28 protein-coding genes and 1 tRNA gene are annotated in these 23,531 nt (G+C 61.0%); 12 read left to right on the top strand and 17 right to left on the bottom strand.

Annotated elements, in window-relative coordinates; genetic code table 11:
- Positions 1-44: 44 nt before the first annotated feature.
- Both PH551_RS16015 and lipB read right to left on the bottom strand, forming a co-directional pair.
- Positions 45-965 (bottom strand): DMT family transporter, encoded by a 921-nt coding sequence (locus tag PH551_RS16015; protein WP_097599307.1) that lies wholly within the window; start codon positions 963-965, stop codon positions 45-47.
- 80 nt (positions 966-1,045) lie between these two features.
- Positions 1,046-1,765 carry a lipoyl(octanoyl) transferase LipB gene (gene lipB, locus PH551_RS16010; protein WP_097599308.1) on the bottom strand — a complete coding sequence of 240 codons (720 nt, stop codon included), beginning with the start codon at positions 1,763-1,765 and terminating at the stop codon, positions 1,046-1,048.
- Between the two features lie 182 nt (positions 1,766-1,947).
- Between lipB and PH551_RS16005 the strand changes: the two genes are divergently transcribed.
- Both PH551_RS16005 and PH551_RS16000 read left to right on the top strand, forming a co-directional pair.
- Positions 1,948-2,032 (top strand) — tRNA-Leu (locus PH551_RS16005).
- 249 nt (positions 2,033-2,281) lie between these two features.
- On the top strand, positions 2,282-2,926 hold the full coding sequence (locus PH551_RS16000) for a methyltransferase family protein (protein ID WP_285193850.1): 645 nt from the start codon (positions 2,282-2,284) through the stop codon (positions 2,924-2,926).
- A 60-nt stretch (positions 2,927-2,986) separates the two neighbouring features.
- Here the strand turns inward: PH551_RS16000 and PH551_RS15995 are convergent, their stop codons facing one another.
- The 3 genes from PH551_RS15995 to PH551_RS15985 all read right to left on the bottom strand — a co-directional run bounded on the left by PH551_RS15995 (position 2,987) and on the right by PH551_RS15985 (position 4,749).
- On the bottom strand, positions 2,987-3,355 hold the full coding sequence (locus PH551_RS15995; RefSeq protein ID WP_097599309.1) for a hypothetical protein: 369 nt from the start codon (positions 3,353-3,355) through the stop codon (positions 2,987-2,989).
- 316 nt (positions 3,356-3,671) lie between these two features.
- Complete coding sequence (locus PH551_RS15990) at positions 3,672-4,184, bottom strand: BON domain-containing protein (RefSeq protein ID WP_285193719.1); 513 nt, start codon at positions 4,182-4,184, stop codon at positions 3,672-3,674.
- 70 nt (positions 4,185-4,254) lie between these two features.
- Positions 4,255-4,749, bottom strand: a complete 495-nt coding sequence (locus PH551_RS15985) for a peptide deformylase (RefSeq protein WP_285193718.1) — start codon at positions 4,747-4,749, stop codon at positions 4,255-4,257.
- A gap of 240 nt (positions 4,750-4,989) precedes the next feature.
- Here PH551_RS15985 and mgtE point away from each other — a divergent pair, with 240 nt between their 5' ends.
- Positions 4,990-6,402 carry a magnesium transporter gene (gene mgtE / locus PH551_RS15980; RefSeq protein WP_085778252.1) on the top strand — a complete coding sequence of 471 codons (1,413 nt, stop codon included), beginning with the start codon at positions 4,990-4,992 and terminating at the stop codon, positions 6,400-6,402.
- A 65-nt stretch (positions 6,403-6,467) separates the two neighbouring features.
- Positions 6,468-6,860 (top strand): MerR family transcriptional regulator, encoded by a 393-nt coding sequence (locus PH551_RS15975; RefSeq protein WP_011425479.1) that lies wholly within the window; start codon positions 6,468-6,470, stop codon positions 6,858-6,860.
- 27 nt (positions 6,861-6,887) lie between these two features.
- Here the strand turns inward: PH551_RS15975 and PH551_RS15970 are convergent, their stop codons facing one another.
- The gene (locus PH551_RS15970) at positions 6,888-7,877 is read right to left on the bottom strand and encodes a heparan-alpha-glucosaminide N-acetyltransferase (RefSeq protein ID WP_285193717.1); all 990 of its coding nucleotides are present in this window, start codon (positions 7,875-7,877) and stop codon (positions 6,888-6,890) included.
- The gene (locus PH551_RS15965; protein WP_285193716.1) at positions 7,877-8,641 is read right to left on the bottom strand and encodes a DUF599 domain-containing protein; all 765 of its coding nucleotides are present in this window, start codon (positions 8,639-8,641) and stop codon (positions 7,877-7,879) included. The genes PH551_RS15970 and PH551_RS15965 overlap by 1 nt, the downstream gene beginning before the upstream one ends.
- A gap of 229 nt (positions 8,642-8,870) precedes the next feature.
- Here PH551_RS15965 and PH551_RS15960 point away from each other — a divergent pair, with 229 nt between their 5' ends.
- On the top strand, positions 8,871-10,274 hold the full coding sequence (locus PH551_RS15960) for an L-serine ammonia-lyase (RefSeq protein WP_285193715.1): 1,404 nt from the start codon (positions 8,871-8,873) through the stop codon (positions 10,272-10,274).
- Between the two features lie 60 nt (positions 10,275-10,334).
- Complete coding sequence (locus PH551_RS15955; protein WP_285193714.1) at positions 10,335-10,772, top strand: DUF1489 family protein; 438 nt, start codon at positions 10,335-10,337, stop codon at positions 10,770-10,772.
- Positions 10,773-10,816: 44 nt separating this feature from the next.
- Here PH551_RS15955 and PH551_RS15950 read toward each other — a convergent pair whose 3' ends face one another.
- From PH551_RS15950 to PH551_RS15920, 7 genes are all read right to left on the bottom strand, one after another.
- Complete coding sequence (locus PH551_RS15950) at positions 10,817-11,092, bottom strand: hypothetical protein (protein WP_285193713.1); 276 nt, start codon at positions 11,090-11,092, stop codon at positions 10,817-10,819.
- Positions 11,093-11,205: 113 nt separating this feature from the next.
- Positions 11,206-12,744 (bottom strand): serine hydrolase, encoded by a 1,539-nt coding sequence (locus PH551_RS15945; RefSeq protein ID WP_285193712.1) that lies wholly within the window; start codon positions 12,742-12,744, stop codon positions 11,206-11,208.
- Positions 12,745-12,884: 140 nt separating this feature from the next.
- A complete protein-coding gene (locus tag PH551_RS15940; protein WP_285193711.1) occupies positions 12,885-13,670 on the bottom strand; it encodes a hypothetical protein in 786 nt (261 codons plus the stop codon).
- A gap of 219 nt (positions 13,671-13,889) precedes the next feature.
- Positions 13,890-14,495 carry a transglutaminase-like cysteine peptidase gene (locus PH551_RS15935; protein ID WP_285193710.1) on the bottom strand — a complete coding sequence of 202 codons (606 nt, stop codon included), beginning with the start codon at positions 14,493-14,495 and terminating at the stop codon, positions 13,890-13,892.
- Between the two features lie 352 nt (positions 14,496-14,847).
- A complete protein-coding gene (pip, locus tag PH551_RS15930) occupies positions 14,848-15,819 on the bottom strand; it encodes a prolyl aminopeptidase (protein ID WP_285193709.1) in 972 nt (323 codons plus the stop codon).
- A 385-nt stretch (positions 15,820-16,204) separates the two neighbouring features.
- Positions 16,205-16,816 (bottom strand): PilZ domain-containing protein, encoded by a 612-nt coding sequence (locus PH551_RS15925; RefSeq protein WP_085778243.1) that lies wholly within the window; start codon positions 16,814-16,816, stop codon positions 16,205-16,207.
- A 125-nt stretch (positions 16,817-16,941) separates the two neighbouring features.
- The gene (locus PH551_RS15920) at positions 16,942-17,586 is read right to left on the bottom strand and encodes a PAS domain-containing protein (protein ID WP_285193708.1); all 645 of its coding nucleotides are present in this window, start codon (positions 17,584-17,586) and stop codon (positions 16,942-16,944) included.
- A 260-nt stretch (positions 17,587-17,846) separates the two neighbouring features.
- Between PH551_RS15920 and PH551_RS15915 the strand changes: the two genes are divergently transcribed.
- The gene (locus PH551_RS15915) at positions 17,847-18,635 is read left to right on the top strand and encodes a rhomboid family intramembrane serine protease (protein WP_285193707.1); all 789 of its coding nucleotides are present in this window, start codon (positions 17,847-17,849) and stop codon (positions 18,633-18,635) included.
- Positions 18,636-18,730: 95 nt separating this feature from the next.
- The gene (locus PH551_RS15910) at positions 18,731-19,165 is read left to right on the top strand and encodes a CBS domain-containing protein (RefSeq protein ID WP_085778240.1); all 435 of its coding nucleotides are present in this window, start codon (positions 18,731-18,733) and stop codon (positions 19,163-19,165) included.
- A gap of 51 nt (positions 19,166-19,216) precedes the next feature.
- Here PH551_RS15910 and PH551_RS15905 read toward each other — a convergent pair whose 3' ends face one another.
- The 3 genes from PH551_RS15905 to folE all read right to left on the bottom strand — a co-directional run bounded on the left by PH551_RS15905 (position 19,217) and on the right by folE (position 21,388).
- Complete coding sequence (locus PH551_RS15905; protein ID WP_085778239.1) at positions 19,217-20,179, bottom strand: patatin-like phospholipase family protein; 963 nt, start codon at positions 20,177-20,179, stop codon at positions 19,217-19,219.
- Positions 20,180-20,295: 116 nt separating this feature from the next.
- The gene (hisI, locus tag PH551_RS15900; protein ID WP_085778238.1) at positions 20,296-20,748 is read right to left on the bottom strand and encodes a phosphoribosyl-AMP cyclohydrolase; all 453 of its coding nucleotides are present in this window, start codon (positions 20,746-20,748) and stop codon (positions 20,296-20,298) included.
- 25 nt (positions 20,749-20,773) lie between these two features.
- Positions 20,774-21,388, bottom strand: coding sequence for a GTP cyclohydrolase I FolE (gene folE / locus PH551_RS15895; protein WP_097599323.1), 615 nt, complete (start codon positions 21,386-21,388; stop codon positions 20,774-20,776).
- A gap of 311 nt (positions 21,389-21,699) precedes the next feature.
- Here folE and PH551_RS15890 point away from each other — a divergent pair, with 311 nt between their 5' ends.
- From PH551_RS15890 to PH551_RS15875, 4 genes are read left to right on the top strand one after another with little or no spacing between them, the layout of a single operon-like run.
- Entirely contained in the window at positions 21,700-22,146 is a 447-nt protein-coding gene (locus PH551_RS15890) for an iron-sulfur cluster assembly scaffold protein (RefSeq protein WP_183700406.1), read from the top strand.
- Between the two features lie 5 nt (positions 22,147-22,151).
- The gene (yidD, locus tag PH551_RS15885) at positions 22,152-22,556 is read left to right on the top strand and encodes a membrane protein insertion efficiency factor YidD (protein WP_285193706.1); all 405 of its coding nucleotides are present in this window, start codon (positions 22,152-22,154) and stop codon (positions 22,554-22,556) included.
- Positions 22,553-22,978 (top strand): DUF2267 domain-containing protein, encoded by a 426-nt coding sequence (locus PH551_RS15880; protein ID WP_285193705.1) that lies wholly within the window; start codon positions 22,553-22,555, stop codon positions 22,976-22,978. Before yidD ends, PH551_RS15880 begins: the two co-directional genes overlap by 4 nt.
- Positions 22,975-23,502, top strand: a complete 528-nt coding sequence (locus PH551_RS15875) for a DUF1697 domain-containing protein (RefSeq protein WP_285193704.1) — start codon at positions 22,975-22,977, stop codon at positions 23,500-23,502. The genes PH551_RS15880 and PH551_RS15875 overlap by 4 nt, the downstream gene beginning before the upstream one ends.
- Positions 23,503-23,531 lie beyond the last annotated feature (29 nt).

Genomic DNA, 23,531 nt, shown 5'->3' with positions numbered 1-23,531 from the left:
TTGACGATCCCTCAAGAAGGGGAGTTAACCGGCTGCTGCGCGAATCACGAAGATTTTAGCGATCGCGCCTGCAGCCGCTCTCGCCAGATGATGAAGAGGCCGGATGCGACGATGATGAAAATGCCGATCCATTTGGAGAAATTCGGGAAATCATTGAACAGCGCATAGCCGAGCACGGTGGCCGAGATGATCTCGAAATATTGGAACGGGGCAAGCAGCGACAGCGGTGCAAGCCGGAACGCTCGCACCACCAGCATGTGCGCATATCCTGAGATCGAGCCGAGGGCGAGAAGCAGCGCAAGGCCGAGGCCGGAGGAGGGCAGGGATATGGCGAAGTCCCCATTGCCGGCGCTGCTGCCGACGAGAAGGGCGGCCGCCATGAAGATCGTTCCGCCGATGCCGGCCATCGTCTGCATGGTGAGCGGCGAATCAGCCTCGCCGATCGCGCGATTGAGGAAAAGGTAGAGCGAGAAGAGAAAGGCGCAGGCTACCGGCAGCAGCGCCTTCAGGCCGAAAATCTCGTAACTCGGCTGGATGACGATCATGGCGCCGCCGAAACCGACAGCGATCGCCATCCAGCGGCGCCAGCCGACCTTCTCTCCAAGGAACAGGGCCGACATGGCGGTCAGCATGAAAGGCTCGACGAAATAGATGGCAAATACGTCGGCCAGCGGCATGTATTTGACGGCGACAAAAAACAGCAGGCTCGCTGCCCCGTGCAACACGCCGCGCAGCAGATTCATCCACGGCCGCTTTGCGGAAAGCGCCCTGCGTCCAAAAACAGCAAAGAGAATCGGCAGGGTGCAGGCGATCTGGAAGAAGAAGCGATAGAAGGTGACCTGACCCGGCGACATCGCCTCAAAGGTCGCCATATATTTGGCGATGGCATCCATGGTGGGCAGAATGAACATGGCGCCGGACATGATTGCCATGCCCTGCAGGGAATTTTGATGGGGCTTTGACATGGCTGCCGATTCTTATGGGAACAGTGCCCATCAATCACGGGAAAGGCGGGCAAATCAAGCCCGTGAAACCCCGCAAACGGTCAGGCGTCATTGACCGTTTCACCAAAAACCGTCTCGAAAGCGGCGCGCAGCCGGATGTCCACATCCGCCATCATGAGGGGAAGGCCGAGATCGACGAGGCTTGTGACGCCATAGGCAGATATCCCGCAGGGCACGATGCCGCTGAAATGATCGAGATCGGGATCGACGTTGAGCGACAGGCCGTGGAAGGTCACCCATTTGCGCAGCCGGATGCCGAGGGCGGCAATCTTGTCTTCAGCCATCGTGCCGTCTGACAGCAACGGCTTTTCCGGGCGGCGAACCCAGACGCCGACACGATCCTCGCGGCGCTCGCCGCGCACGTTCATCATGTCGAGCGTACGGATGACGACCTCCTCGAGCGCGGCGACAAAGGCGCGTACATCCTGGCGCCTGCGCTTCAGGTCGAGCATGACATAGGCGACGCGCTGACCGGGTCCGTGATAGGTATATTCACCGCCGCGTCCCGTCGCAAAGACCGGAAAGCGATCCGGCTGGACGAGGTCGCCCGCATTGGCGCTGGTGCCGGCAGTATAGAGCGGCGGATGTTCCACGAGCCAGACAAGCTCGTCGCCGCCTTCTCCGATCGCCGCCACCTCGCGCTCCATCGTCTCCACCGCCGCCTCATAGGCAACGAGTCCATCGGCGATGCGCCAGCGCACCGGGCGGGTGCCGAGTTTCGGGAGCATGGAGAATTCGAGATCGGTGCGAAGCATGGCCATTCCTTGCCGCCTGTCCCAAATGCCTGACGAAACAGGGGCGGCAGGAGACCTATATGGACCCGTTTTCGGGCCAATTCAAATGCCGTGAAAGGTTTTCAAAAAAACTGTCATATCGCCCTTGTGTACCCCAAATGCTTTTGCTACATGCTGCCCCGCCGAAGCAAATCGGCACCTACCACGATGCGGTCGTGGCGGAATTGGTAGACGCGCAGCGTTGAGGTCGCTGTGGGGCAACCCGTGGAAGTTCGAGTCTTCTCGACCGCACCATCCCTATCAGGGAAACGTTCGCCGAGCGATAATTTCGGCATCCCTTGATCAGCCCGTGGCTATGATCGCTGCCGTTTCTGCAAAGGATCGGCAAAGCATAAGGGCATTGAGCAAACCATGCGAAAAACGATTCGGCTCTTCGGGCGACTCGCTCGAACTGCGAGATGTTGGGCGGTGGTTTAACCTATTATTAGTTTCGACGAATACATAAGACGCTACAATTTCATATCTGCGGAAGTCTTGGGGATGATGGAAAAGAAAGAGGCGGCAGGCTGGTCATTCCTCGATACATATTTCGTCCTCGACATTATCGAGAAGGTGCTCCTGGGCTATCTCTTCGTTGCGATCGTTATGCGTGTCATGCCCCAGATGCAGGACAATCGGGCGATCATTGACTGTTTGTTGCTGATTTCGGAAGGAGCCGCCGCCTTTCTGATCCTGACGCGCCGGCCGACTCGGAACGCATCTTTGCGCCTCTTCGACTGGTCGGTCACCGCGATCGGGACGCTCTTCCCGCTGCTGGTCAGGCCTTCGGCAGCGGTGCCGTTCGCACCGCTCTGGTTCTGTTTTCTGGCAATGTTGCTGGGTTTCCTGCTGCAGATATCGGCAAAGCTGGTATTGCGGCGAAGCTTCGGCCTGGTGCCGGCAAATCGCGGCGTGAAAATCGGCGGGCCCTACAGGTTGATCCGCCATCCGATGTACGCAGGTTATCTGCTGACGCATGTCGGCTTCTTCCTGGCCCATCCGAGCTTTTGGAATTTTGTCATTTATGCCACGGCACTTGCCGCACAGTGTCTACGCCTTCTTGCGGAAGAGCGCCTGCTCAGGGAGGATCCTGTTTACGCGGCCTTCATGGCTACGACCCGTTACCGGCTCGTTCCATTGGTGTTCTGAAGCCAGCCAGATCCCTGTTTAGAATGAAGGGGCCGATTCTCCGGCCCCTTATTTATCGGATCAATGCGTTGCGCGGCAGGCTTCTGTGCGCGAGGCGCCGCTGTCGGCACCTTTCGTATGGGAGCCGCTCGGGCCGACCATGCTATGGCACGGGGGGAGGGGCTTGATGCTTGCGGTCGCGGTCCTGTCGATCGCCGGTTTCGTCATGGCAACCGGGGCGAAGCCGTCGCTGTCATTGGTGTAATCGCTGGAATAGGCCGGAGCCTTGTGGTTGTTACTATAGTGCACGGGGGCAGGCGGCGCCATCTTGGAGGGCGCAAAGCCATCACTGTCGTTGGTATAATCATCGGAATAAGTCGGCTGAGCGAAGGCAGAGCCTGCAAGGCTGACGGCAAACAGGGATGCGGCGAGGGCAAATTTGATGCGCATGGTTCTTCTCCTCAATCTGTTGTTGCATTGAACAACATAAACCATCCCCGGCGGAGAAGATTTCGCGCGTCAATTGCGGCAATATTGTGAACTGAAGCCGGTCGCTTCATTGCCTTTTGTTCAAATGAAATCACGGTGTTGTTAACGAATTTGACGTTTCCGTTACGGCAGTCGCCGAACAAAATAGACTGCAAGCTACTTGCTCCTGCTACAATCGGAAATTGTTAACTTTTGGTAATGTCCGGAACGAATAGGAGGCGGTGCGCCGCCTCCTGGCGGGTCGCCGCCTCCTGGCGGGTCGTTGATGCGGGTCTTTTCAGTCTTCGTTCGGGATATGCGCGTCAACCCCGGTCAGCTGCAGCTTGTTGCGGACATGGTGAACGCCGTCGACCGAGAGCGCGCCGAGCTCGACCTTGCGGGCAATGCCGATGGTCTCGACCGAGCCTTCGAGGGTGATGACATGACCGTCGGCATGAACCTCGATACTGTTGATATCGACTTCGGGAATGTTTTCGAGAGCGTCGTTCACCCGCGCCTCGAGCTCGTCGCTTTCGTCGCGATCGATCATACCGGCGCGTAACGAATCCTTGAGGCGTTTCTCGTTGCCGTCTTGGTCTGTGCCATCGACTCGGAAACCTGGGTTGGGATCGCTGTCGAAATTTGCGGCAGTCTCGCCATACGGACGGTTTGCCGGGTCGCTGCCAGGGGTGCCATCGGCATAGGGCCAGCCGTCATCGAGATTGCGTTCTTCGAGGTCGCGATAATCTTCTTCACGGGAAAGCTCGGGGGCCTCGCGTGAAATCGGGGTCTTGTCACCGATCCTTGCCATTATAGTCGCTCCTAGTTTCTCTCGGGACAACGCCGACAGAGGCGAATGGTTCGGTATGGCGGGCGTTTTGTCAGTCTTGGGTTTTCTCCCATTTTTTGACGAGGCGTTCGCGTTTCAGCCGCGAAAGCCGCTGCAGCCAGAAGATGCCGTCGAGCTGGTCCACCTCGTGTTGGACACAGATGGCGAGGAAACCTTCGGCGGCCTCCTCATGCAAGATGCCGCCGGCATCCTGATAGCGAAAGCGGATCGCCCGTGGGCGTGTGACCTCTTCGATCGCGCCGGGCATGGAGACGCTGCCCTCGGCATGGTTCATCGTCTCCTGCGACCTCCAGATAATCTGCGGATTGACGTAGAGGCGCACGCCGTCGGCCCGATCGAGCTCTAGCACCGTCACGCGGAGGAAGACGCCGATATGGGCGGCGGTGATGCCGATGCCGGGGGCTGCGCGCATGGTCGCCAGCAGGTCGTCGGCAAGCGCGGGCAGCGACGCATCGAAGGCAGTCACCGGTTTGCAGAGGGTCTGTAGGCCCGGATGCGGATAGCGCAGGATCGGACGGATGGGCATGAAGCGGGCTCCCCTCTCTTTGAGCGGCGGGAAACTATCGCCGGCCGCAGACATTGTCATCACGAAGCACGGTTGGCGCTTTACGACAAGGATGCTTTGAGCTAGCAGGGGCCAAGAATTCCGACCGCGGGAGCCTCGCGCGGGATTCGCTTATCCGCTTGTTGACAATGTGTTTTCGGCCGACATTTGCGAATGCTGTGCGGCAGTCGTTGAAATTCGAACCAGGTGCGAGGGCGGCAGATGACGACGACCGACACGGAAGACCGCATTCGCCGGCGCGATGACGAGGAAGCGGATATCTACGACGAGGACGGCAATGTCCGCGGCGATTTCCTGGCGCTCGTCGGTGCGGCGATCGCCGATCGCGACACGCTGTTCCTGCGCGGGAATGTCGCCCGCCTGCATGAATCCGAGATAGGCGACCTGCTCGAATCGATCCAGCCGGATCAGCGCCTGGCGCTGGTGCGGCTGCTCGGCGAAGATTTCGACATGACGGCGCTGACCGAGGTCGACGAGGCAATTCGCCGCGAAATCGTCGACCAGATGCCGAACGAGCAGATCGCGGCCGCCATCGGCGAGCTCGACTCGGACGATGCTGTTTACATTCTCGAAGACCTCGACAAGGAGGACCGGGAAGAAATCCTCGCCCAGATGCCGTTTACCGAGCGGGTGCGGCTGCGCCGGGCGCTCGACTATCCGGAAAGCTCGGCCGGACGCCGCATGCAGACCGAGTTCGTCGCCGTGCCGCCATTCTGGACGGTGGGCCAGACGATCGACTATATGCGCGACGAGGAGGATCTGCCCTATTCCTTCTCACAGATCTTCGTCATCGATCCGACCTTCAAGCTGCTTGGCGCCGTCGATCTCGATCAGATCCTGCGCACCAAGCGGCAGACGAAGATCGAGCAGATCATGCGGGAAACCAATCATCCGGTTCCCGCCGAGATGGACCAGGAGGAGGCCGCCCAGCTCTTCGAACAGTACGACCTTCTGTCTGCTGCCGTCGTTGACGAGAACGGCCGGCTGGTTGGCGTGCTGACCATCGACGACGTCGTCGACGTCATCCACGAAGAGGCGGACGAGGACATCAAGCGCCTCGGCGGCGTCGGCGACGAAGAACTGTCGGACAACGTGATCTCGACGGCGCGCTCGCGTTTCCTCTGGCTTCTGATCAATCTCGGCACGGCGATGCTGTCGGCGAGCGTCATCGGCCTGTTCGACGCCTCGATCGAGAAAATGATCGCGCTTGCGGTGCTGATGCCGATCGTCGCCTCGATGGGCGGCAATGCCGGCACGCAGACGATGACGGTGACGGTGCGCGCGCTCGCCACTCGCGATCTCGACATTTACAATGCCGGCCGCATCATCCGCAGGGAGGCCGGCGTCGGCCTTCTCAACGGCGCTGTCTTTGCGACGATCATGGGCGCGATCGCCGGCATCTGGTTTCATGACTATCAGCTTGGCGGGGTGATCGCGGCGGCGATGATCATCAATTTGATGGCGGCCGCGCTTGCCGGCATTCTGCTGCCGCTACTGCTCGACAAGGTGGGTGCCGACCCGGCGATCGCCTCGTCGGTGTTCGTCACGACGGTGACCGACTGCACCGGATTCTTCGCCTTTCTCGGCATTGCCACCTGGTGGTTCGGCATCTGACGGTTCGCCGAAATTGACTATTACGTAAAAGTCAATATTATTGCCGGTTCGAGGACGGGGAACACATGCCGGTGAACAAATATTATAGCATAACGGAGCTGACGCGCGAATTTGGAGTATCGACGCGCACGCTCCGCTTCTACGAAGACGAGGGACTGATCCATCCGGAGCGGCGAGGGCGCACGCGCCTCTTCCGGCCGGCGGACCGACGGCTCATTGGAGAAATCCTGCGCGGGCGGCGGATCGGTTTCACCATCGCGGAAATCCGCGAGATCATCCAGGTCTACAAGGAGCCGCCGGGCGAGCTCGGCCAGCTGAAACTTCTGATGAAGCGCGTCGACGAGAAGCGTGAGGACCTGCGCCAGAAGCGCAAGGACATAGACGATACGCTGACGGAACTCGATAATATCGAAGAGGCCTGCCTCGGCCGCCTTGCCGAAATCGGCGTTACCACCTGAGACTTGCCGCAGGGTGGCGCCGAACCCTTATTGCGCCTCGGCGCTGCATTCGCCGGCGATCGTCTGGACTCGCTCATCGCTCTGCAGATCGATCTTGCCCGCCTGCAGCGGTGTCAGCAGCGCCTGAGCCTGCAATCTGTCGAGCGTGCACTGGCAGAAGCTGCGGCAGAGGGCTTCGCCTTGCTGCAGGACGCAAGCGGAGTTGCATTGCCTAAGGTAAGTTTCGACCGGATCCGGCTGCGGCGGCGGGACGACAAGGGAAAGTCCGTAAGCGATCGCGATCAGCACCGGCTGATGAACGAGGTAGAAGGCAAGGCTGTGGCGGCCAAGCTTCGCCGGCCACCAGGAGCCTGTGCCGATGGCCGCGAGCCGATGCGGCAGCCTGGTTCTGATGGCAATAAAGGCGCTGCTCAAGCCCACGAAAAACGGCGTAGCCCAGGGAAACAGCGGCACATAATCGTTAGAGCGTTGCGGCGTTTCGGCAAGCCCGATCCAGGCGAGATATCTCGGATCGAAGAAGGATGAGCGCAGAAGGCCCGGTGTGCCGAAATTATCGAGAATCCAGGCGGCAAGGAGCGCGACTGTGACGAGGAGCGTGAAGGCGAGCGGCAATCTGACAAAAACGACGCCGATGAGCGTGAGCACCGCGATACAATGCAGGATGCCGAAATAGATCCACGTGTCCGGCATCGCGATGCGGGTGGCGATCGAAATGACCGCAGCCGCCGCGGCAATCATGCCGAAACGTTTCCAGAAGGACGGCCAGCGAATTGTTGGCGTGCTGGAGAGCACCAGGCTGATGCCGACGATGAAGAGAAAGGTCGTGGCGATCGCCCGGGCATAGATCTTCAGCCAGCCGGTTTCGGCCGTGCCCGGCGCCAGATAGGCCATGAACTCCATGTCCCAGGTGAAATGGTAGCTCGCCATAGCAATCAATGCGACGCCGCGCGCCGTATCCAATAGGCCGATGCGCGGCGGTCTTGCCACCCCGTCGGCCTGCATTGCCGGCATTGTCATCAAAGTCCCCCGGTCAAATCATTTCCGTCGTTCGACGGCGTGTCGCGGCGAATAGCAGAAAGGTGGAGATTTGATGGCGAGCCCGCATCCATGATCGCCAGCCGCGCCTGCGAAAAGAACTGTCGCCGGGTCAGCACGAAGATGACGGTCGCCGTCGTCAGCATGAAGACGTAAGGATTGATGAACCAGCCGAGATAGCCGATCGACAGGAAGATTGCCCTGAGACCCTCGTTGAAATTGCTGCCGGCGATGACATTCATGCGGATGACGCGCTCGGCGGCCCGCTCGGCGGCGATGATGTCGCTCTCGGCTTCGCGCATCATCGGGATGGACCCGAAGAGGATGGTGCAGTAATTGAACAGCCGATAGGACCAGCCGAACTTGAAGAAGGCATAGCCGAAAAGCGCCGCCAGGCCACCGACCTTCATCTCGAAGGCGGCGTGGCCGCCATGGAGCACGAAGGGCAGGTCGGCAAAGACGGCGTCGACCTTCTCCGTTGCGCCGAGCAGCGCGAAGCAGCTGCCCATCGCGAAAATCGAGGTTGAGGCGAAAAAGGCCGTGCCGTTCTGCAGTCCGGCCATGATCTGCGTGTCGATCATTTTCAGGTCGCGGCGCAGCGAATTATAGATCCACTCCCGCCGCCGTTCGGTCATCGCGTGGGTCAGGCTGGTGCGGCCGAAGAAGGTGCGGCCCTTCAACAGCCAGGAATAACCCACCCAGACACAGGCAAAGAAGGCCAGAGCGATATAATCCGCCGTCGTCATCAACGATTCAGTCTCCGCATGAATGCGGCCACCTTACATATGCGCCGCGATGCTGCAATGACCGGCAGGGCGTGCCCGGAACGATATAGCGCTATGAAAAGCGATTCCGATTTTCCGAGCGCTGCGTTAGTGTGAAATGTCGCACCGACTCCATGCGATGTCGGTTCGCCGCTGGGATCCGAAACCGGCGGGGTTTAAATTCGCATTCCAGTGTTCAGAAGGCGCATCCATGTTTTTATCGGTATTCGACGTGTTCAAGATCGGTGTCGGACCGTCGAGCTCGCACACGATGGGGCCGATGTCGGCCGCCAATCGTTTTCTCGACCTGATCCTGTCGAACGAATGGCCGCGCCCGTCATCGGGCGCTCAGGTCGTCGCGATCAAGGTCAGCCTGCATGGCTCGCTCGCCCATACCGGGATCGGTCATGGCACGGGCAGGGCTGTCATTCTCGGACTGATGGGCGAAGCGCCCGACAGGGTCGATCCCGACAGGATGGACGGCATCATCGATACCGTGGAGCGCACCGGCCGCATCACGCCTGCGGGCCATCCGGCCTACCAATTTCAGCCGAAGACCGATCTGATCTTCGACAAGAAACAGCCGCTGCCAGGTCATGCCAACGGCATGATCTTTTCCGCATTTGACAAGGACGGCCGGCTGCTCCTCAAGCGCATCTATTACTCGGTCGGCGGCGGCTTCGTCGTTACCGACACCGAGCTGGAGCAGATGCGGGCGAAAAAGAATGCGACGGGCGGCGTGCGCGTGCCATATCCCTTCTCGACCGCCAAGCAGATGCTGGAGATGGCGGAGCGCTCGGGGCTTTCGATCGCGCAGATGAAGCGGGCGAATGAGGAGAGTCAGCGCAGCCGTGAAGAGCTCGATCAGGGGCTCGACCGCATCTGGGAAGCAATGCGTTCCTGCATCGAGCGCGGCCTCAAGGTCGAAGGTGTCATGCCCGGCGGCCTCAACGTCAAGCGCCGTGCCCGCCGCATCCACGATAAGCTGCAGGAGGAATGGCGCAGCAACCGCGTCAATCCGCTGCTCGCCAATGATTGGCTCAGCGTTTATGCAATGGCCGTCAACGAGGAGAATGCGGCGGGCGGGCGCGTCGTCACCGCGCCGACCAACGGCGCGGCCGGCGTCATTCCGGCAACGATCCGCTACTACGAGCATTTCCACGAGGACTGGGACCAGAACGGCATCCGCGATTACCTGCTGACGGCTGCGGCGATCGGCGGGATCATCAAGCACAATGCCTCGATCTCCGGCGCCGAGGTCGGCTGTCAGGGCGAGGTCGGCTCGGCCGCGGCGATGGCGGCTGCGGGCCTTGCGGCCGTAATGGGCGGTACGCCGGAGCAGATCGAAAATGCCGCCGAGATCGCGCTCGAACATCATCTCGGCATGACCTGCGATCCTGTCGCAGGCCTCGTGCAGGTTCCCTGTATCGAGCGCAACGCGCTTGGCGCCGTCAAGGCCGTCACGGCGGCATCGCTTGCCGTCAAGGGCGACGGCCAGCATTTCGTGCCGCTCGACGCCTGTATCGAGACGATGCGCCAGACCGGCCACGACATGAGCGAGAAATACAAGGAAACTTCGACCGGCGGCCTGGCCGTCAACGTCGTCGAATGCTGAGCGTGCGAACTCCATAGCTTCACACTTGACGCCCGCCGCCAAAAGGATTTCAACGGCGGCATGGCATTGCATCTCATCAAACTCTGTGTCGGCGCCGACTCGATCGACGATCTGCGCGAATGGGTGGCGGAGCGCTCGCTGCGCGCCATAGCCGCCGGGCTCGAACCGCATTCGGTTCACACGACGCGCATGGTGCCCAAACGCATGGAGGAGCTTCTCGACGGCGGCTCGCTCTATTGGGTGATCAAGGGACAGGTGCAGGCGAGGCAGAGGCTGCTCGACATCGAAACGTTCACCGACGATGAAGGAATTTCACGCTGCCGCCTGATGCTCGGCCCGGAGGTCGTCGAAACCGCGGTGCAGCCGAAGCGGCCCTTCCAGGGCTGGCGCTACTATACGCAGGACGACGCGCCGCCCGATCTGACGAGCTTGGGCGCCGGGATCGCCGAAATGCCCGCGGAGCTGCGCCGCGAGCTGACAGAGCTCGGCCTGCTCTAATTTTATCGCCCTAAATGCCGGTTTCGGACAACGGCGTGTGGATTTCAGCGCAGACGCAGTTGCACCGGGGCGCTGCCGTCCGGCGACGTCACATGCAGATGAATTCGGGCTTCCGGCTGCGAATAGCGCCAGGCGCGCGCGCCATGACAAAGCAGCAGATTGATGAGATCCCGGGTCTTGGCAGACTTCGCCCTCGGTCGTTGCAGACCGATTTCGGCAAGTCGCAGAGCCGCTTCGTGCAGCGGATGCAGGGGTGAACGCCCTTTGCCCCCGCCGCGGCGGTCGCCTGGCATTCCCGGAACATTCTCATTGATCGCCATTGTTTTCCCCGTACGCACTACTGATCGAGTTCAAAACCGGTGGCCGGAAACGCAAACACCGATTCCGGCCGTTAGGGATGCCGCCCACCATGTCGCAGGCAGCACCGAATAGCTCATTGTGCGGCTGCCCAGCACTTGATGCCGGCCTTCTTCAAGGCCTTGCAGGCGTTGACCGCATCGCGCTGATCGTCAAAGCCGCCGAAACGGGCGCGGTAGACCTGGTCATTGCCAGCGCCGTAGGCGACGGCGAAGGGCTTTGCCGAGGCCAGCGCCTTGCCGCCCTTGCTCTTGGCGCTCTCCAGGAGGTCCATGGCCATCTGGCGGCTCGGCGAGACGCCGACCTGCACGACCCAGCCCGCAGGCGCGGCGCTTGCCGGGGTGCTGCTGGTCGAAGCGGTCGTGACGTGGTCGACGGCGGCGTCGTCCTGGGCAGCCGGTGCGGCCACCGGAGCCTGCTGCTTGAAGCTCGTGGTCTTGACCCTGGTCGGCGCCGGCATCGTCTGGGCGACCAGCGGGTTGTCGGACTTCGTCGCCGATGTTTCGGTATAGGCAACCTCGGTCTCGGCCACCTCGCGCGCATCCGGCAGCGGACCCTTATGCGGCAGGCTGAGATCGGCTGCAGCGGCAGAAACCGGCGGCTGCGCCGCGGTGATCGTCTTTGCGACCTGCTGGGGGGCAACCTGCTGTGAAGCGACCTGCTGCCGGGCCTTCTGCGACTGAACCGGAGCGGGGGTTTCGATCATTTCAGGGGCGGGGGCTGTCTGGGCCACCAGCGCCGAATTTCCGCCGCGGCTCGACGCCTTCGGCAGGTAGGTGGCGATCAGGTTGCGCATCTGGGCGTCGCGAGCCGACCCGGAAGTGCCGCCGAGCACGACGCTGACGATCGACTTGCCGTCCACTTGCACCGAACTCACAAGGTTGAAGCCGGCGGCGCGGGTATAACCGGTCTTGATGCCGTCGACGCCGCGCACGGAGCCGACCAGCCGGTTGTGGCTGCGGATCGTGCGGGTGCCGAACTTGAAGGCGCGGGTGGAAAAATAGCCGTAATATTGCGGGAAATGCTGGCGAAGGGCGATGCCGAGGCGGGCCTGGTCGCGCGCCGTCGTCATCTGCGCCGTATTCGGCAGGCCGTTGGCGTTTCGATAGGTGGTGCGCGTCATGCCGAGCGCATGCGCCTTGGCGGTCATCATCTGGGCGAAGCGGTCTTCGCTGCCGCCGAGCATCTCGCCAAGCGCGGTTGCCGCATCATTGGCCGACAGAGTGACGAGACCGAGGATACCCTGCTCGACGGTGATTGTGCCGCCGGCGCGCACGCCAAGCTTGGTCGGCGCCTGGGCGGCCGCATGAGCGGAGAAGGGAACCGGTGTATCGAGGCGGATGCGACCCTGTTCCAAGGCCTCGAAGGTCATATAAAGGGTCATCATCTTGGTCAAAGAAGCTGGGTATTGCAGCCGATCGGCATTCTCGCTGTAGAGAACGTTGCCGGTCTTGGCGTCGACCACAATGCCCGCATATTTCGGATTGGCCGCCTCCGCGTCGGCATTGACCGAATCAACCAGGACGACCGTGAGAGCCATCGAAAGGATCGCCAGGAGCTTTGCGAAAAAGCTGCCGGACCGGGACGATGATACGGAGGAGACTGACCTTGACACTATTCCACTCTTCGCTTTGCATTTCAGATATTGGGCAGGAACCGCACACCCCCCGCCGCACAGCTCGTCTTTTGAAATTACCGATTCAGCGTTACCAATCCGTTTATGATGAATCGTTTCATGCCTTCTCCGCCGGCATTTTAGGGACCTGTCACAGATCGGTTCACAAGACGCGGCTCCACAAAGAGGCGGATCGCGGCATCAATATGTTCCCAGTCGGCGAGATGGCTGCTGGAGAAGCGGTAGAGGACGCTGAGATCCTTGCCGACCTTGATGTCGCGTTGACAATCTCCGCTTGCAGCCTTGTCCGGAGTTGAAGGCAAGATGCAGCGCACGACGTAGTCCGGCCCGCCTGTGACCGGTGCCGTGAGCAGCACTTCTCCGCCGTAACCGGCGTCGGCGCGAAGTCGATGGAGTGTCAATCCGTCCCGGAAAGGCTCGGCTGCTCCTTCGATCAGATGCGAATAGATCGGCTCCAGCCGGCCGGACATATCGCGCGACATGGTGCTCTGGGCGATCTGTAGGAAGATGAGGCCGGAGGATTGGCCGATATCGTCGAACCGCAGATGATTGTCCTTGCCGTAACCCTGCATGGAGGGCCAGGCGAGGTAAAGATCGACGCGCTCGGCGACGCCGTCATGCCTCTGGCTCGGGAAGCGGATGGTATTTTCGGGGAATTTCACTGTGTCGCGGCCAATGGTCAGCGTGATTTCAGCCGTGCTGTCGGTGTTGCCGGCAAGGGAGATGTGCCGGCCGAACCAACGGCCGGCGATGCTGATGGCGACGGTCAGGACCGCCAGAAGGGCGATCGCGGTCATCGTGCGCAGGAGAAACCTCCTCGAAAGAAGCGGCTGCTCGTCGGGTGCGCTTTGGGCGGCTTGGCTCATGGCGGTTCTTCGCGTTTCGGTCCGCCGCAGGAAGAACATGAGCCGCCGGTGCCGATGATGAATCTTATCGCGATGATCGAACCGGCAGGGTTAATACTTCGCTAAGATTTCGGGTCGCGGTTGTGCCGGGATGGACCCTGTCCCAAAAAGGAGTGAGCCGTTCCCGGGACAGCGGGAACGGCTCTTGGGCACCGGTCGGGGACGGGATGCGGGGACTGACCGGGCCGAAACCTGTGCCGGCTTTGCCGGCGGGCCGGCTTACCTGACGCTGCCGACCGCGACAGCGCGGCCGTCCTGAAGCTTCGACCAGCGGGCCGGATCGCTTGCGGACTGGCGCTTCAGATAGGTGTATTCGGTGTCCGACCACAGCAGCACCTTGTTGCGCATGTTGTCGAGAATGAAGTCGCCGTGATCGGTGCGGACCGTCAGCACGGCATGGCCTTCGCCGTTCGGCTGCAGCACGACGGTGATCAGCGTGTCGGATGGCGAGAAGCCGTCCTCGATCAACATCTTGCGCTTCAGCAGGGCATAGTCTTCGCAATCGCCCACGGTTGTGGGATAGGCCCAGCGTTCCTCGACACCGTAGATTTGTTCGTCCGTCTCCGGCTGAATCGACGAATTGACGGTGTAGTTGACCTTGAGAATTTCCTTCCAGCGGTCCTCCGTGAGGACGGCCGGCCCGGCATCGCCGCCGGCATAGGCGCATTCCGTCGGATTGGCCTTGCAGAATTCATAATGTCCGATCGGCGGGCTGGCATTGCCTGCCAGTGCCATGCTGGCGGGCGTTGCCTGTCCCGAGCTCGCCATTGCCATCATGATCGCACCGGCCAGCAGGCCGCCTTTCAGGATGTTCGCAGTTGTCATTGCCGTCTCCCCTAAGTTGAGGCGACAATGACACGGACGTTTTTACCTCGCGCAAAATTACGCAATATAATTAAATGCTTAGTTGAATCAAATGCCAATAAAACTTGGCTCGAATGCGAATAAAATTCAGTGCGTATTTGTGGCGAAATCGATTAAAATTGTAATGGACGCGACAAGGACTTCGTCCACGGACAGCCTGCGCAGCCGTCGCGGCGTTAAGAGTTTTCGCTGGGCCGGATAAGTGCCGGCGGCGCTGCGACGGGATGTTTGCGGCGGCGATACCGGTGGAATCGGTCGGTTGGAATGGGCCGAAAGCATAATATCGCTCGGATTCCGGCGTCCGGCACTAAAATTATTTTTTAGAAAGATCGCGAAATCGATCGGTGGCGGCGACGATTGCTGCGCTCATATCGGGGCCTGCGGTGGAATGGGAAGCGTGCGGAAGGATTACGAGTTCGCTTTGTGGCCAGGCGCGGGCCAGTTCCCTGGCGGTGACGAGCGGCGCCACGACGTCGAACCGCCCCTGCAGCAGGATGCCGGGAATGTAGGCAAGCCGCGCGGCGTTCTTCAGGAGCACGCCATCCTCCAGCCAGGCACTGTTGACGAAGTAGTGGGTGATGATGCGGGCGCGTGTCAGCACATAAGCCGGATCGGCCCAGCGGCGCGGCAGTCCTTCCCCGGCGAGCAGGATCGAGGCTGCTTCCCAATCATGCCAGTCTCGCGCCGCCTTGAGACGCGTCTCAGAGTCCGGATCGTTGAGGAGGTGGTGATAGGCGCTGGCCATGTCGTCGTCCAGCCCTGGCGTGCTGGACGGGATTCCCTGACGGAAGCGGTGCCATTCTTCCGGAAAAAGCGGCGCCATGCCGCGGCAAAGCCAGTGGATTTCCGATCGCCGCGTGGTGGTCACGCCCGATATGACAATCGCCCTGACGCACTGTGGATGCGATTCGGCATAGGCGAGCGCCAGCGTCGAGCCCCAGGAGTTACCGAACAGCAGCCAGCTCTCGATGCCTAGGAAGAGCCGCAGCCTTTCGATATCGGCGACGAGATGCCAGGTCGTATTGCAGGAGAGATCGGTTTCGGGATCGGCTGCACTCGGCAGGCTTCGGCCGCAATTGCGCTGGTCGAAAAGGATGATCCGGTAGGCGTCCGGATCGAACTGCCGGCGCGCCGCGGTCGAACAGCCTGAACCCGGCCCGCCGTGCAGGACGAGCGCCGGCCGCCCCATCGGGTTGCCGCAGGCTTCCCAATAGATCAGGTTTCCATCGCCCGTATCGAGTAGGCCGTGATCGTATGGTTCGATTTCCGGATAGAGGGCTAGCATCGGTGCACCTGCGGTCGAGATAGGCTTATCCATCATATCCATGGCGAAGGGAGGACGGATGACAGGACGGGAATTGCCGCCAAAACAATCCTGCCCGATTTCACGCGACCTGCTCCGGGCGAACAATGTCGCAGGTTGTTCCACTCATAACTTTATGTGCTTACTGGTTGGAAGGACTTGCGACAGGATTCGCGCCAATCTTCCAAAGCCGGATTTGCTGCCCGCTTGTAGATCGCTTGCGGGGAGGCTTGTGCGTTTCAACACAACCTGAGCCGGTGCACGACAGACCCGGTGCGGCTCCGATTTGACAAACGCTTTCGGAGCTGTCCGTCATCAATGGACCCGCCACAAAGGCTCGCGGCAGGGCATCGGTTTTTTCAGGCTGTCAGAGGAATTCGCGCAGCGTCTCGCGGGACTGGATCGACAGAAATTCGATCGCCACGCCTTCGACGAAGTGACGCACGACGCGGCCGCGCATGTTGCCGAGGCGCACCGCCGTTCCGATCGAGGGACGCATTTCGACGTCAATGGCGGCGCCGGACAGCGACAGGTCCATGATCCGGCAGGTATAGCGCGTGCCATCCTCGAGCGTGAGTTCGGTCTTCGTATCACGCGGCGTCAGACGGTCGTGGCGACGATCTTCCGGCAGGCCGAGCTCGTGCTTGTTGGCAAGCCAGGTGAGCTGGGCGGCGAGCTTCTCGCGCTTGCGCTCGGTGGCGTTGATCGACATGGTGAATCCGCGGCCGTCGAGTGTCTGGACGTAACCTTCAACCCGCCCGAGATGATCGATATAGGCGACGACGCGTTCGTTGGCGCGCGGCCGGCCGGAGCAGGTGACGTACATGTCGCCGGGCGACATGTCGATCACCATGCATTCGAATTCCTCGTAATTCGCAAGCATCAGCCGGCCCTGCATATTGATCGGCACACGCTGGAAAACGCCTTGTTCAGGGCGCGGCGCAGGTCGTTGCGTCTGAGCTGGCTGGAACGAGTGCATCAAAGGGCTTCTTCATGAAAACTGGAGAGATTAATCCTTACCTCCAATCCATTAACAGAAGGTTGTTTCGACCCATTGTGACATAGCCGAAAACGAGTGCGCGCCGTGTCCCGAAACGAGACGCTTTAACGCGCCTCGGCGCTCAGCAGCTGTGACACCATGCGGCGCATGGCCTGGCCGAATCCGATGCCTTTTGCCGCGACGACCTCGTTGATCGAGCGCAGTTCGGTCGGCGTGGCCTTGCTGAATTTTTCGGACAGCAGACGGCTGCGGTCGAGCGCCAGGAATTCCAGCGGCACGATCTCCAGCCAGCTCGCAGCCGCTGTCGGAGCGATCGCGCCGAGCAGCCGGTCGCAGGCGCCGTTAGACGAGCGCAGCGGCATCATGATGATCTCGAAGGAGGCCTGATGACCGACGGTGCTGTAGCCGGTGGTGTTGAACAGGGCCGGCATGGCATGGTCCATGACGCCCATCGCCGTGCGTTCGATGTCCGCATGCTGGCCATGCGCCCAGAGGGATGAAAAATGTTCACCGCGCAGGTCGCGCCCGAAGAAATCGCAGATGCGGGTGCCGGCGAGCCGGAAAACGATGTCTCCGTCGTCGCGCGTCTCAAGGATAAAGAGACTTTGCAGAAGATGGGGAACGGCAGAGGGTTCAACCTGTGATTTCAGCGGCGCATCGGCAGCGCCACGGATACGGTTCCAGTAGTCAAAAATTTCGATGGTCGTTTGCACACGCATTTCACACCAACCTGTCCCATTCCGGAGCATTTTCGGGCAGTCATTGCCCGTACAGCTTCTACCTTGCGGATTTCATGCCAGATCCGGGCCGTTAAGGTTAAGAAAGGGTTTCGGTTGAGGCGCGGTGTCTATCGTGACAATGTCCAGCCATCGCTCCGACTTTCGGAGTTCAGCACAATCTGCCGATCCGGGGTCTTTCCAGGAATTCGGGTTACGCCGCCCGGCACTACGGGCGGCTTTTTTTTTGGTCATGCCTCCTGTATGGCTGAGGCCTCAACGAGGCGATAAAGATGAACGAGCAGACGGGCGCGCCAGACAAGGCGCCCGAACCTTCCGAGGCCGAGCCGCCGGCGCGGCCCCCGCGCGTACCGGTCTTCAACCTTCCGCCGGCGCTGCTCTTCAGCCTATGCCTGCTTATCCTCATCTATGCAGTGCAGGCGCTCGTTCTATCGGACGATGCGGCGGGCTGGCTGCTGTTTACCTTCGGTTTCGTCCCCGCTCGCTACGTGATTCCGCTATCGCAGCAGGGGCTGGAGCTGTTCTGGACGCCCGTTACCTATTCGCTGCTGCACGGCAGCACCCAGCATATCCTCTTCAACGCCTTCTGGCTGATGGCCTTCGGCGCACCGGTCGTGCGCCGCATCGGGACGTTACGCTTCCTGTTCTTCTGGATCTTGTCCGCCGCCGCTTCCGCCGCCCTGCACGCGATCCTGAATTGGGGAGACGTATCGCTGCTGATCGGCGCGTCGGGCGTCATTTCCGGGCTGATGGGGGCCGCCTGCCGATTCGCCTTTCCGGCCGATCGGCGACCGATGCCGGTTGCGCATCTCAACGCCCGGCTTTCTGTCGTCGACGCCCTGAAGAGCCGGACCGTCGTCATTTTCATTCTTCTCTGGCTGGTCGGTAACGCCCTGATCGCCGTCGGCATTCCGCTCGTCGGCGACAGCGACCAGGAGATCGCCTGGGATGCGCATATTGGCGGCTTCGTCTTCGGCTTCCTCTTGTTTTCACTGTTCGACCGGGCGCCACGGCCGCCTGCAGAACCGAAGGGAGCGGAGAAGGATATGTTGCAATCCTGAGCGGGGCAGTGCACGATCGAACGATCCGCGATTGGGGGGAGAAGCCGTCGCGGATGCCTGTGACACATGTCACAGGCTCGACAAAGGAGGTTCGAATGACCAGTTCAGTCAAAGCAATCCTCGACCTGAAGGGCAGGGACGTCGTCACCGCCGGGCCGAACACCACCGTCGCCGAGGCAGCCGCGATTCTGAGCAAGAAGAAGATCGGCGCCATCGTTGTCGTCGGCATGGAGAACCGGATTTCCGGCATGTTCACCGAGCGCGATCTCGTGCATGCCATCGCCAAACACGGCAAGGGGAGTCTCGATCAGCCGCTCTCGCAGGTGATGACTTCAAAAGTCTACCGTTGCCACGAGGAGACGACCGTCAACGAGCTGATGGAACTGATGACCAGCCGTCGCTTCCGCCACGTACCGGTGGAAAGCAACGGCAAGCTTGCCGGCATCATCTCGATCGGCGACGTGGTAAAATCCCGGATCGCCGAAGTCGAGCGCGAAGCCGAGGACATCAAGGCCTATATTGCCGGCTGAGGGTCCGGCTATTCGTTCAAACGTGCTGTCGCTCCTGTCGGGGGCGACGCGTCACGGAGCGCTGGCGTAGACTTCCTGCATGCGCTTGATCTCGGGAAGCCTGGCCCTGGCTTCCTCGTAGCCCCGCTCGATGGCCTCACCGGCGCGGTGGAATTCCGAGAGGCCGATATAGCTCAGGCGCGGCTGCAGCGAAATGTCGGGCGGATCGCCGGCAAGGCGAGCGCGGGCAATTCTGTCCTGGATAATGTTGAAGGCCTGCACCATGACTCCGGTCATGCCGAGGCGGGCATAGGGCGCCTCTTCCTGTTTCTGCACTTCCTGCTGCGAGAGGCTGGCATTGTGCCGGACGACGGCCGAGCGGCCGTAGAGATCGTAATTGAGATTGACGGCGACGACCAGCGGCTGCTCATAGGCGCGGCAGACGGAGACGGGAACCGGATTCACCAGCGCGCCGTCGACCAGCGTGCGGTGATTGCTGCGGACCGGCTCGAAGATGCCGGGTAGCGCATAGGAGGCGCGCAGCGCCGTGATCAGCGAACCATTGGCGATCCAGACCTCATGGCCGGTATTGACCTCGGCCGCGACTGCGACGAACGGCCGGTCCAAATCCTCGACGTTCAGGCCCTCGAGATGCTCCTGCATGCGTTTGGTCAGCCGCATGCCGCCGAACAACCCGCTGCCGCCGATCGTCAGATCGAGCAGACTGGCGATGCGGCGCATGGTCAGCGAGCGCGCGAAGCTTTCGAGTTCATCGAGTTTGCCGGCGAGATAGCAGCCGCCGACCAGCGCGCCGATCGATGTGCCGGCGATCATGCCGATCTCGATCTTTGCTTCGTCCAAAGCACGCAAGACGCCGATATGGGCCCAGCCGCGGGCCGCGCCGCCGCCAAGAGCGAGCGCGATCTTGATCCTGGTGACAGGCGCGGGCGCAGGGATTGTCTCGAGTATCGTCGCCATGCCAGAACCGGAACCTTCGCCTTCAGCGCTTTGACGGTGCAGACTCCAGTTCAGCATTGCGCTCTCCCCTCCAGTAGAACACGTAAGTCTTGATAGTGTGCCCGATCGGTTGCCAAATGGTATATAGAACTGGTTTCTGGCACAATAAGGGGCAAATGCGAGTATAGTTCAGTCTATTTTCCGTAGACGTCCTGCGGATCGAAATGACGCTCGTCATCGACGATGTCGAGCATCGGCTTTCCGTCGCGCAGCGTCACCGTTCGATAGAAGCAGGAACGGCGGCCGGTGTGACAGGTCGCGTCATGGCCGGCGACCTCGACCTTCAGCCATATGGCATCCTGATCGCAATCGGTGCGAATTTCCTTCACCGTCTGAAGATTGCCCGAGGTCTCGCCCTTTTTCCAGATCTTGCCGCGCGACCGGCTGAAATAATGGGCCGTGCCCGTCTGGATGGTCAACGCCAAGGCCTGGGCATTCATATGCGCGACCATCAGCAGTTCGCCATCGCCGGCGTCGGTGACGATCGCAGTGATCAGGCCACGGTCATCGAAACGCGGCGTGAAATCGCCGGCGTCTTCCAACGCCGACTTGTCCTCGGATGGTTGATTGAAGATCAGTTGACTCATTGCGGCCCTCCCGAGGGAGCCGGTATCAGCGGCTCCGCACCATGCTCATGAAACGGGCCTGATCGGCCGGCTCGGTCTTGAACGTTCCGGTAAACGTCGTGGTCAAGGTGGTCGAACCCTGCTTCTGAACGCCACGCATCGCCATGCACATATGTTCGGCCTCGATGAGTACGGCAACACCGCGCGGGTTAAGTGTATCGTCAATGGCCCGGGCGATCTGCGCGGTCATCGTTTCCTGGGTCTGCAGGCGCCGCCCATAGATCTCGACGACACGGGCAATCTTCGACAGGCCGAGCACGCGGCCATCAGGCATGTAGGCGACATGCGCCTTGCCGATGATCGGAACCATATGGTGTTCGCAATGCGAGTAGAACGGAATGTCCTTGACGAGGACCATGTCATCGTAACCGGCGACCTCCTCGAAGGTTCGGCCGAGCACGTCTTCCGGCGCCATGTCGTAACCGGCGAAAAGCTCGCGGTATGCTTTGGCGACACGAGCCGGCGTCTCGATGAGGCCTTCGCGCGTCGGATCGTCACCGGCCCAGCGCAACAGAACGCGAACGGCTTCTTCCGCTTCCTGCTGGGAGGGGCGGTCCGATTCACGGTTCGGCTGCGGAAAGTTCTTTACGATGGCGTCCATGATCAATGGTCTCCTGGCCCGCATCGCGGACCCATCTGTCGGAATCGCCACTGGTCAGTCCCATGCGGGAATTCATGCACCTTTGGCAGGCTCCGGGGCTTTCAGGGCTGATTTCAAGCGCCCATCCGGCACGGTTTCCCAATCAAACTTACACAAGGCCATTGCATTTTCATGGCCTTGGAACGACATACATATAGGAAGACGGCCATTATATGTAAGTATCCTCGGATGACACGGTGTGTTTTTTGTTTCAACGACAATGACAGCCCTATTTAGGCCGATCCGCAGCGATTTTGGAGCGGAAATCCAGCATGGACGACATCTACAACAGCAAAATCCTCGAATTCGCCGGCAATATTCCGTTGACCGGGATGCTTGATGATGCCGATGCGACCGCCCAGGCGCATTCCAGGCTTTGCGGCTCCAAGGTGCGGATCTGGCTGAAGATGGATGGCGATGTCGTGACGGGTTTTTCCCATGACGTGAAGGCCTGCGCGCTCGGCCAGGCCTCGTCCTCGATCATGGCCCGCCATGTCGTCGGCGCGACATCGGGCGAATTGCGGCAGGCGCGACTGGACATGCTCGCTATGCTGAAGGCGGACGGGGCAGGGCCCGGCGGACGGTTCGAAGACATGCGCTATCTCCTGCCCGTGCGGGACTACAAGGCTCGTCACGCTTCCACGATGCTGACCTTCGACGCCGTCGTCGATGCGATCGGGCAGATCGAGGCGAAACGGGCGGAAGTTGTCGAGGCGTAACCGAAATGTGCGAGTCTTGCGTCCGGCATGCTGACGATGAGGACGATGGCGGCGCGGCCGCATCGAGACGCGCGCACGCGAGAACTGCGCACTACTCCCGCAATTATAGCGGACCGTTTCGCAAGACCCCGGACCGCCTGCTCGGCATGGGGTTTATCCGCCTCTATCAGCTGACTCTTTCCGGCTTTGTCGGCAATGCCTGCCGCCATGTCCCGACCTGCTCGGAATATGGTTACGAGTCGATCGCCCGCCACGGCTTATGGGCCGGCGGCTGGATGACGCTGTTTCGAGTGGGCCGTTGCGGCCCGGGCGGCACAAGCGGCCTCGATCCGGTTCCGGAAGTGCTCGGAGACGGCTTCCGCTGGTGGACACCGTGGCGGTATCTCTCGCCCGGACGCAAAAGAGGGTGAGGATGATGACGATGCCCGGCGAGTACAGGCGTGCATCCTCAGATTTCGACGCCTACCTTGACGACGTCCGCACCGATACGCTGATCGACAGCCGAAATGCGATCTATACGATGACCCAGGGTGTCCAGACGTTTCGCCGACGGCTTGATATCGAGGAGGCGATCCGCTTTGCCAAGCTGCTGCCGCCGGTGCTGCGGGCGATTTTCGTCGCCGACTGGGATCCCGATGAGGTCCAACGTCCCTTCGAGGATCGCAGGACGATGACTCGCGAAGTTCAGTCACTGCGGAGTGACCACAATTTCTCGCCCGACACCGCCATTCGCGACGTGGCGGCGGCCGTGCGGAAACGAGTCGACGAAACGGCAGTCGACAGGGTGCTACAGACCTTGCCAGAAGGAGCAGCGGAGTTCTGGCGGCCATGAGCACGTTCATCGCCCTGCTGCACAGCATCGTCCTGGCGCCAGGTCGCCGGGTGATCATGGAAGAGTTGCGCGCGCTTGCCAGAGAGCTCGGCTATCGCGAGCCGCGCACTCTGGTTTCAACAGGCAATCTCGTTTTCGAAGCCGACGACATGCGTCCGCATGAAATCGAGGTTGCGCTGGAAGAGGCCTTTGAAGAAAAGTTCGGCAAACATGTCGATATCATCGTGCGCAGCGACTGCACCTGGATGGCGCTCTGCGGCACCAACCCCTTCAGGGACGGCAGCGGCGACCAAGTGATCGTCCGGGTGATGCGCCTGCCGATCGATCCTGAGAAGGTGGAGGCGCTGAAGCCGCTGATGGCGGAAGGGCAACGCATCGCCGTCGTCGGCGGCGACCTCTGGATCGATTTCGCCGGCAAACCGAGCCAGTCAAAACTGCTTTCGGCGCTGACGACCAAGCGGCTTGGCGTCGGAACGATGCGCAACTGGAACACCGTTTGCGGTCTTGCGCAAATGATCATGTGAGCCGGTTGCTTCTTTACTCCCGAGCGAAA

This window comes from Rhizobium atlanticum, assembly GCF_030182485.1.
In the GTDB taxonomy this organism is placed as follows: Bacteria; Pseudomonadota; Alphaproteobacteria; order Rhizobiales; family Rhizobiaceae; genus Rhizobium.
This window is presented reverse-complemented; position numbering and strand designations above follow the sequence as displayed.

Excerpts from the sequence above, each read along its gene's own strand:
- PH551_RS16015 (WP_097599307.1), bottom strand. The coding sequence starts at position 965 with ATGTCAAAGCCCCATCAAAATTCCCTGCAGGGCATGGCAATCATGTCC.
- lipB (WP_097599308.1), bottom strand. The coding sequence starts at position 1,765 with ATGGCCATGCTTCGCACCGATCTCGAATTCTCCATGCTCCCGAAACTC.
- PH551_RS16000 (WP_285193850.1), top strand. The coding sequence starts at position 2,282 with ATGGAAAAGAAAGAGGCGGCAGGCTGGTCATTCCTCGATACATATTTC.
- PH551_RS15995 (WP_097599309.1), bottom strand. The coding sequence starts at position 3,355 with ATGCGCATCAAATTTGCCCTCGCCGCATCCCTGTTTGCCGTCAGCCTT.
- PH551_RS15990 (WP_285193719.1), bottom strand. The coding sequence starts at position 4,184 with ATGGCAAGGATCGGTGACAAGACCCCGATTTCACGCGAGGCCCCCGAG.
- PH551_RS15985 (WP_285193718.1), bottom strand. The coding sequence starts at position 4,749 with ATGCCCATCCGTCCGATCCTGCGCTATCCGCATCCGGGCCTACAGACC.
- mgtE (WP_085778252.1), top strand. The coding sequence starts at position 4,990 with ATGACGACGACCGACACGGAAGACCGCATTCGCCGGCGCGATGACGAG.
- PH551_RS15975 (WP_011425479.1), top strand. The coding sequence starts at position 6,468 with ATGCCGGTGAACAAATATTATAGCATAACGGAGCTGACGCGCGAATTT.
- PH551_RS15970 (WP_285193717.1), bottom strand. The coding sequence starts at position 7,877 with ATGACAATGCCGGCAATGCAGGCCGACGGGGTGGCAAGACCGCCGCGC.
- PH551_RS15965 (WP_285193716.1), bottom strand. The coding sequence starts at position 8,641 with ATGACGACGGCGGATTATATCGCTCTGGCCTTCTTTGCCTGTGTCTGG.
- PH551_RS15960 (WP_285193715.1), top strand. The coding sequence starts at position 8,871 with ATGTTTTTATCGGTATTCGACGTGTTCAAGATCGGTGTCGGACCGTCG.
- PH551_RS15955 (WP_285193714.1), top strand. The coding sequence starts at position 10,335 with ATGGCATTGCATCTCATCAAACTCTGTGTCGGCGCCGACTCGATCGAC.
- PH551_RS15950 (WP_285193713.1), bottom strand. The coding sequence starts at position 11,092 with ATGGCGATCAATGAGAATGTTCCGGGAATGCCAGGCGACCGCCGCGGC.
- PH551_RS15940 (WP_285193711.1), bottom strand. The coding sequence starts at position 13,670 with ATGTTCTTCCTGCGGCGGACCGAAACGCGAAGAACCGCCATGAGCCAA.
- PH551_RS15935 (WP_285193710.1), bottom strand. The coding sequence starts at position 14,495 with ATGACAACTGCGAACATCCTGAAAGGCGGCCTGCTGGCCGGTGCGATC.
- pip (WP_285193709.1), bottom strand. The coding sequence starts at position 15,819 with ATGCTAGCCCTCTATCCGGAAATCGAACCATACGATCACGGCCTACTC.
- PH551_RS15925 (WP_085778243.1), bottom strand. The coding sequence starts at position 16,816 with ATGCACTCGTTCCAGCCAGCTCAGACGCAACGACCTGCGCCGCGCCCT.
- PH551_RS15920 (WP_285193708.1), bottom strand. The coding sequence starts at position 17,586 with ATGCTCCGGAATGGGACAGGTTGGTGTGAAATGCGTGTGCAAACGACC.
- PH551_RS15915 (WP_285193707.1), top strand. The coding sequence starts at position 17,847 with ATGAACGAGCAGACGGGCGCGCCAGACAAGGCGCCCGAACCTTCCGAG.
- PH551_RS15910 (WP_085778240.1), top strand. The coding sequence starts at position 18,731 with ATGACCAGTTCAGTCAAAGCAATCCTCGACCTGAAGGGCAGGGACGTC.
- PH551_RS15905 (WP_085778239.1), bottom strand. The coding sequence starts at position 20,179 with ATGCTGAACTGGAGTCTGCACCGTCAAAGCGCTGAAGGCGAAGGTTCC.
- hisI (WP_085778238.1), bottom strand. The coding sequence starts at position 20,748 with ATGAGTCAACTGATCTTCAATCAACCATCCGAGGACAAGTCGGCGTTG.
- folE (WP_097599323.1), bottom strand. The coding sequence starts at position 21,388 with ATGGACGCCATCGTAAAGAACTTTCCGCAGCCGAACCGTGAATCGGAC.
- PH551_RS15890 (WP_183700406.1), top strand. The coding sequence starts at position 21,700 with ATGGACGACATCTACAACAGCAAAATCCTCGAATTCGCCGGCAATATT.
- yidD (WP_285193706.1), top strand. The coding sequence starts at position 22,152 with ATGTGCGAGTCTTGCGTCCGGCATGCTGACGATGAGGACGATGGCGGC.
- PH551_RS15875 (WP_285193704.1), top strand. The coding sequence starts at position 22,975 with ATGAGCACGTTCATCGCCCTGCTGCACAGCATCGTCCTGGCGCCAGGT.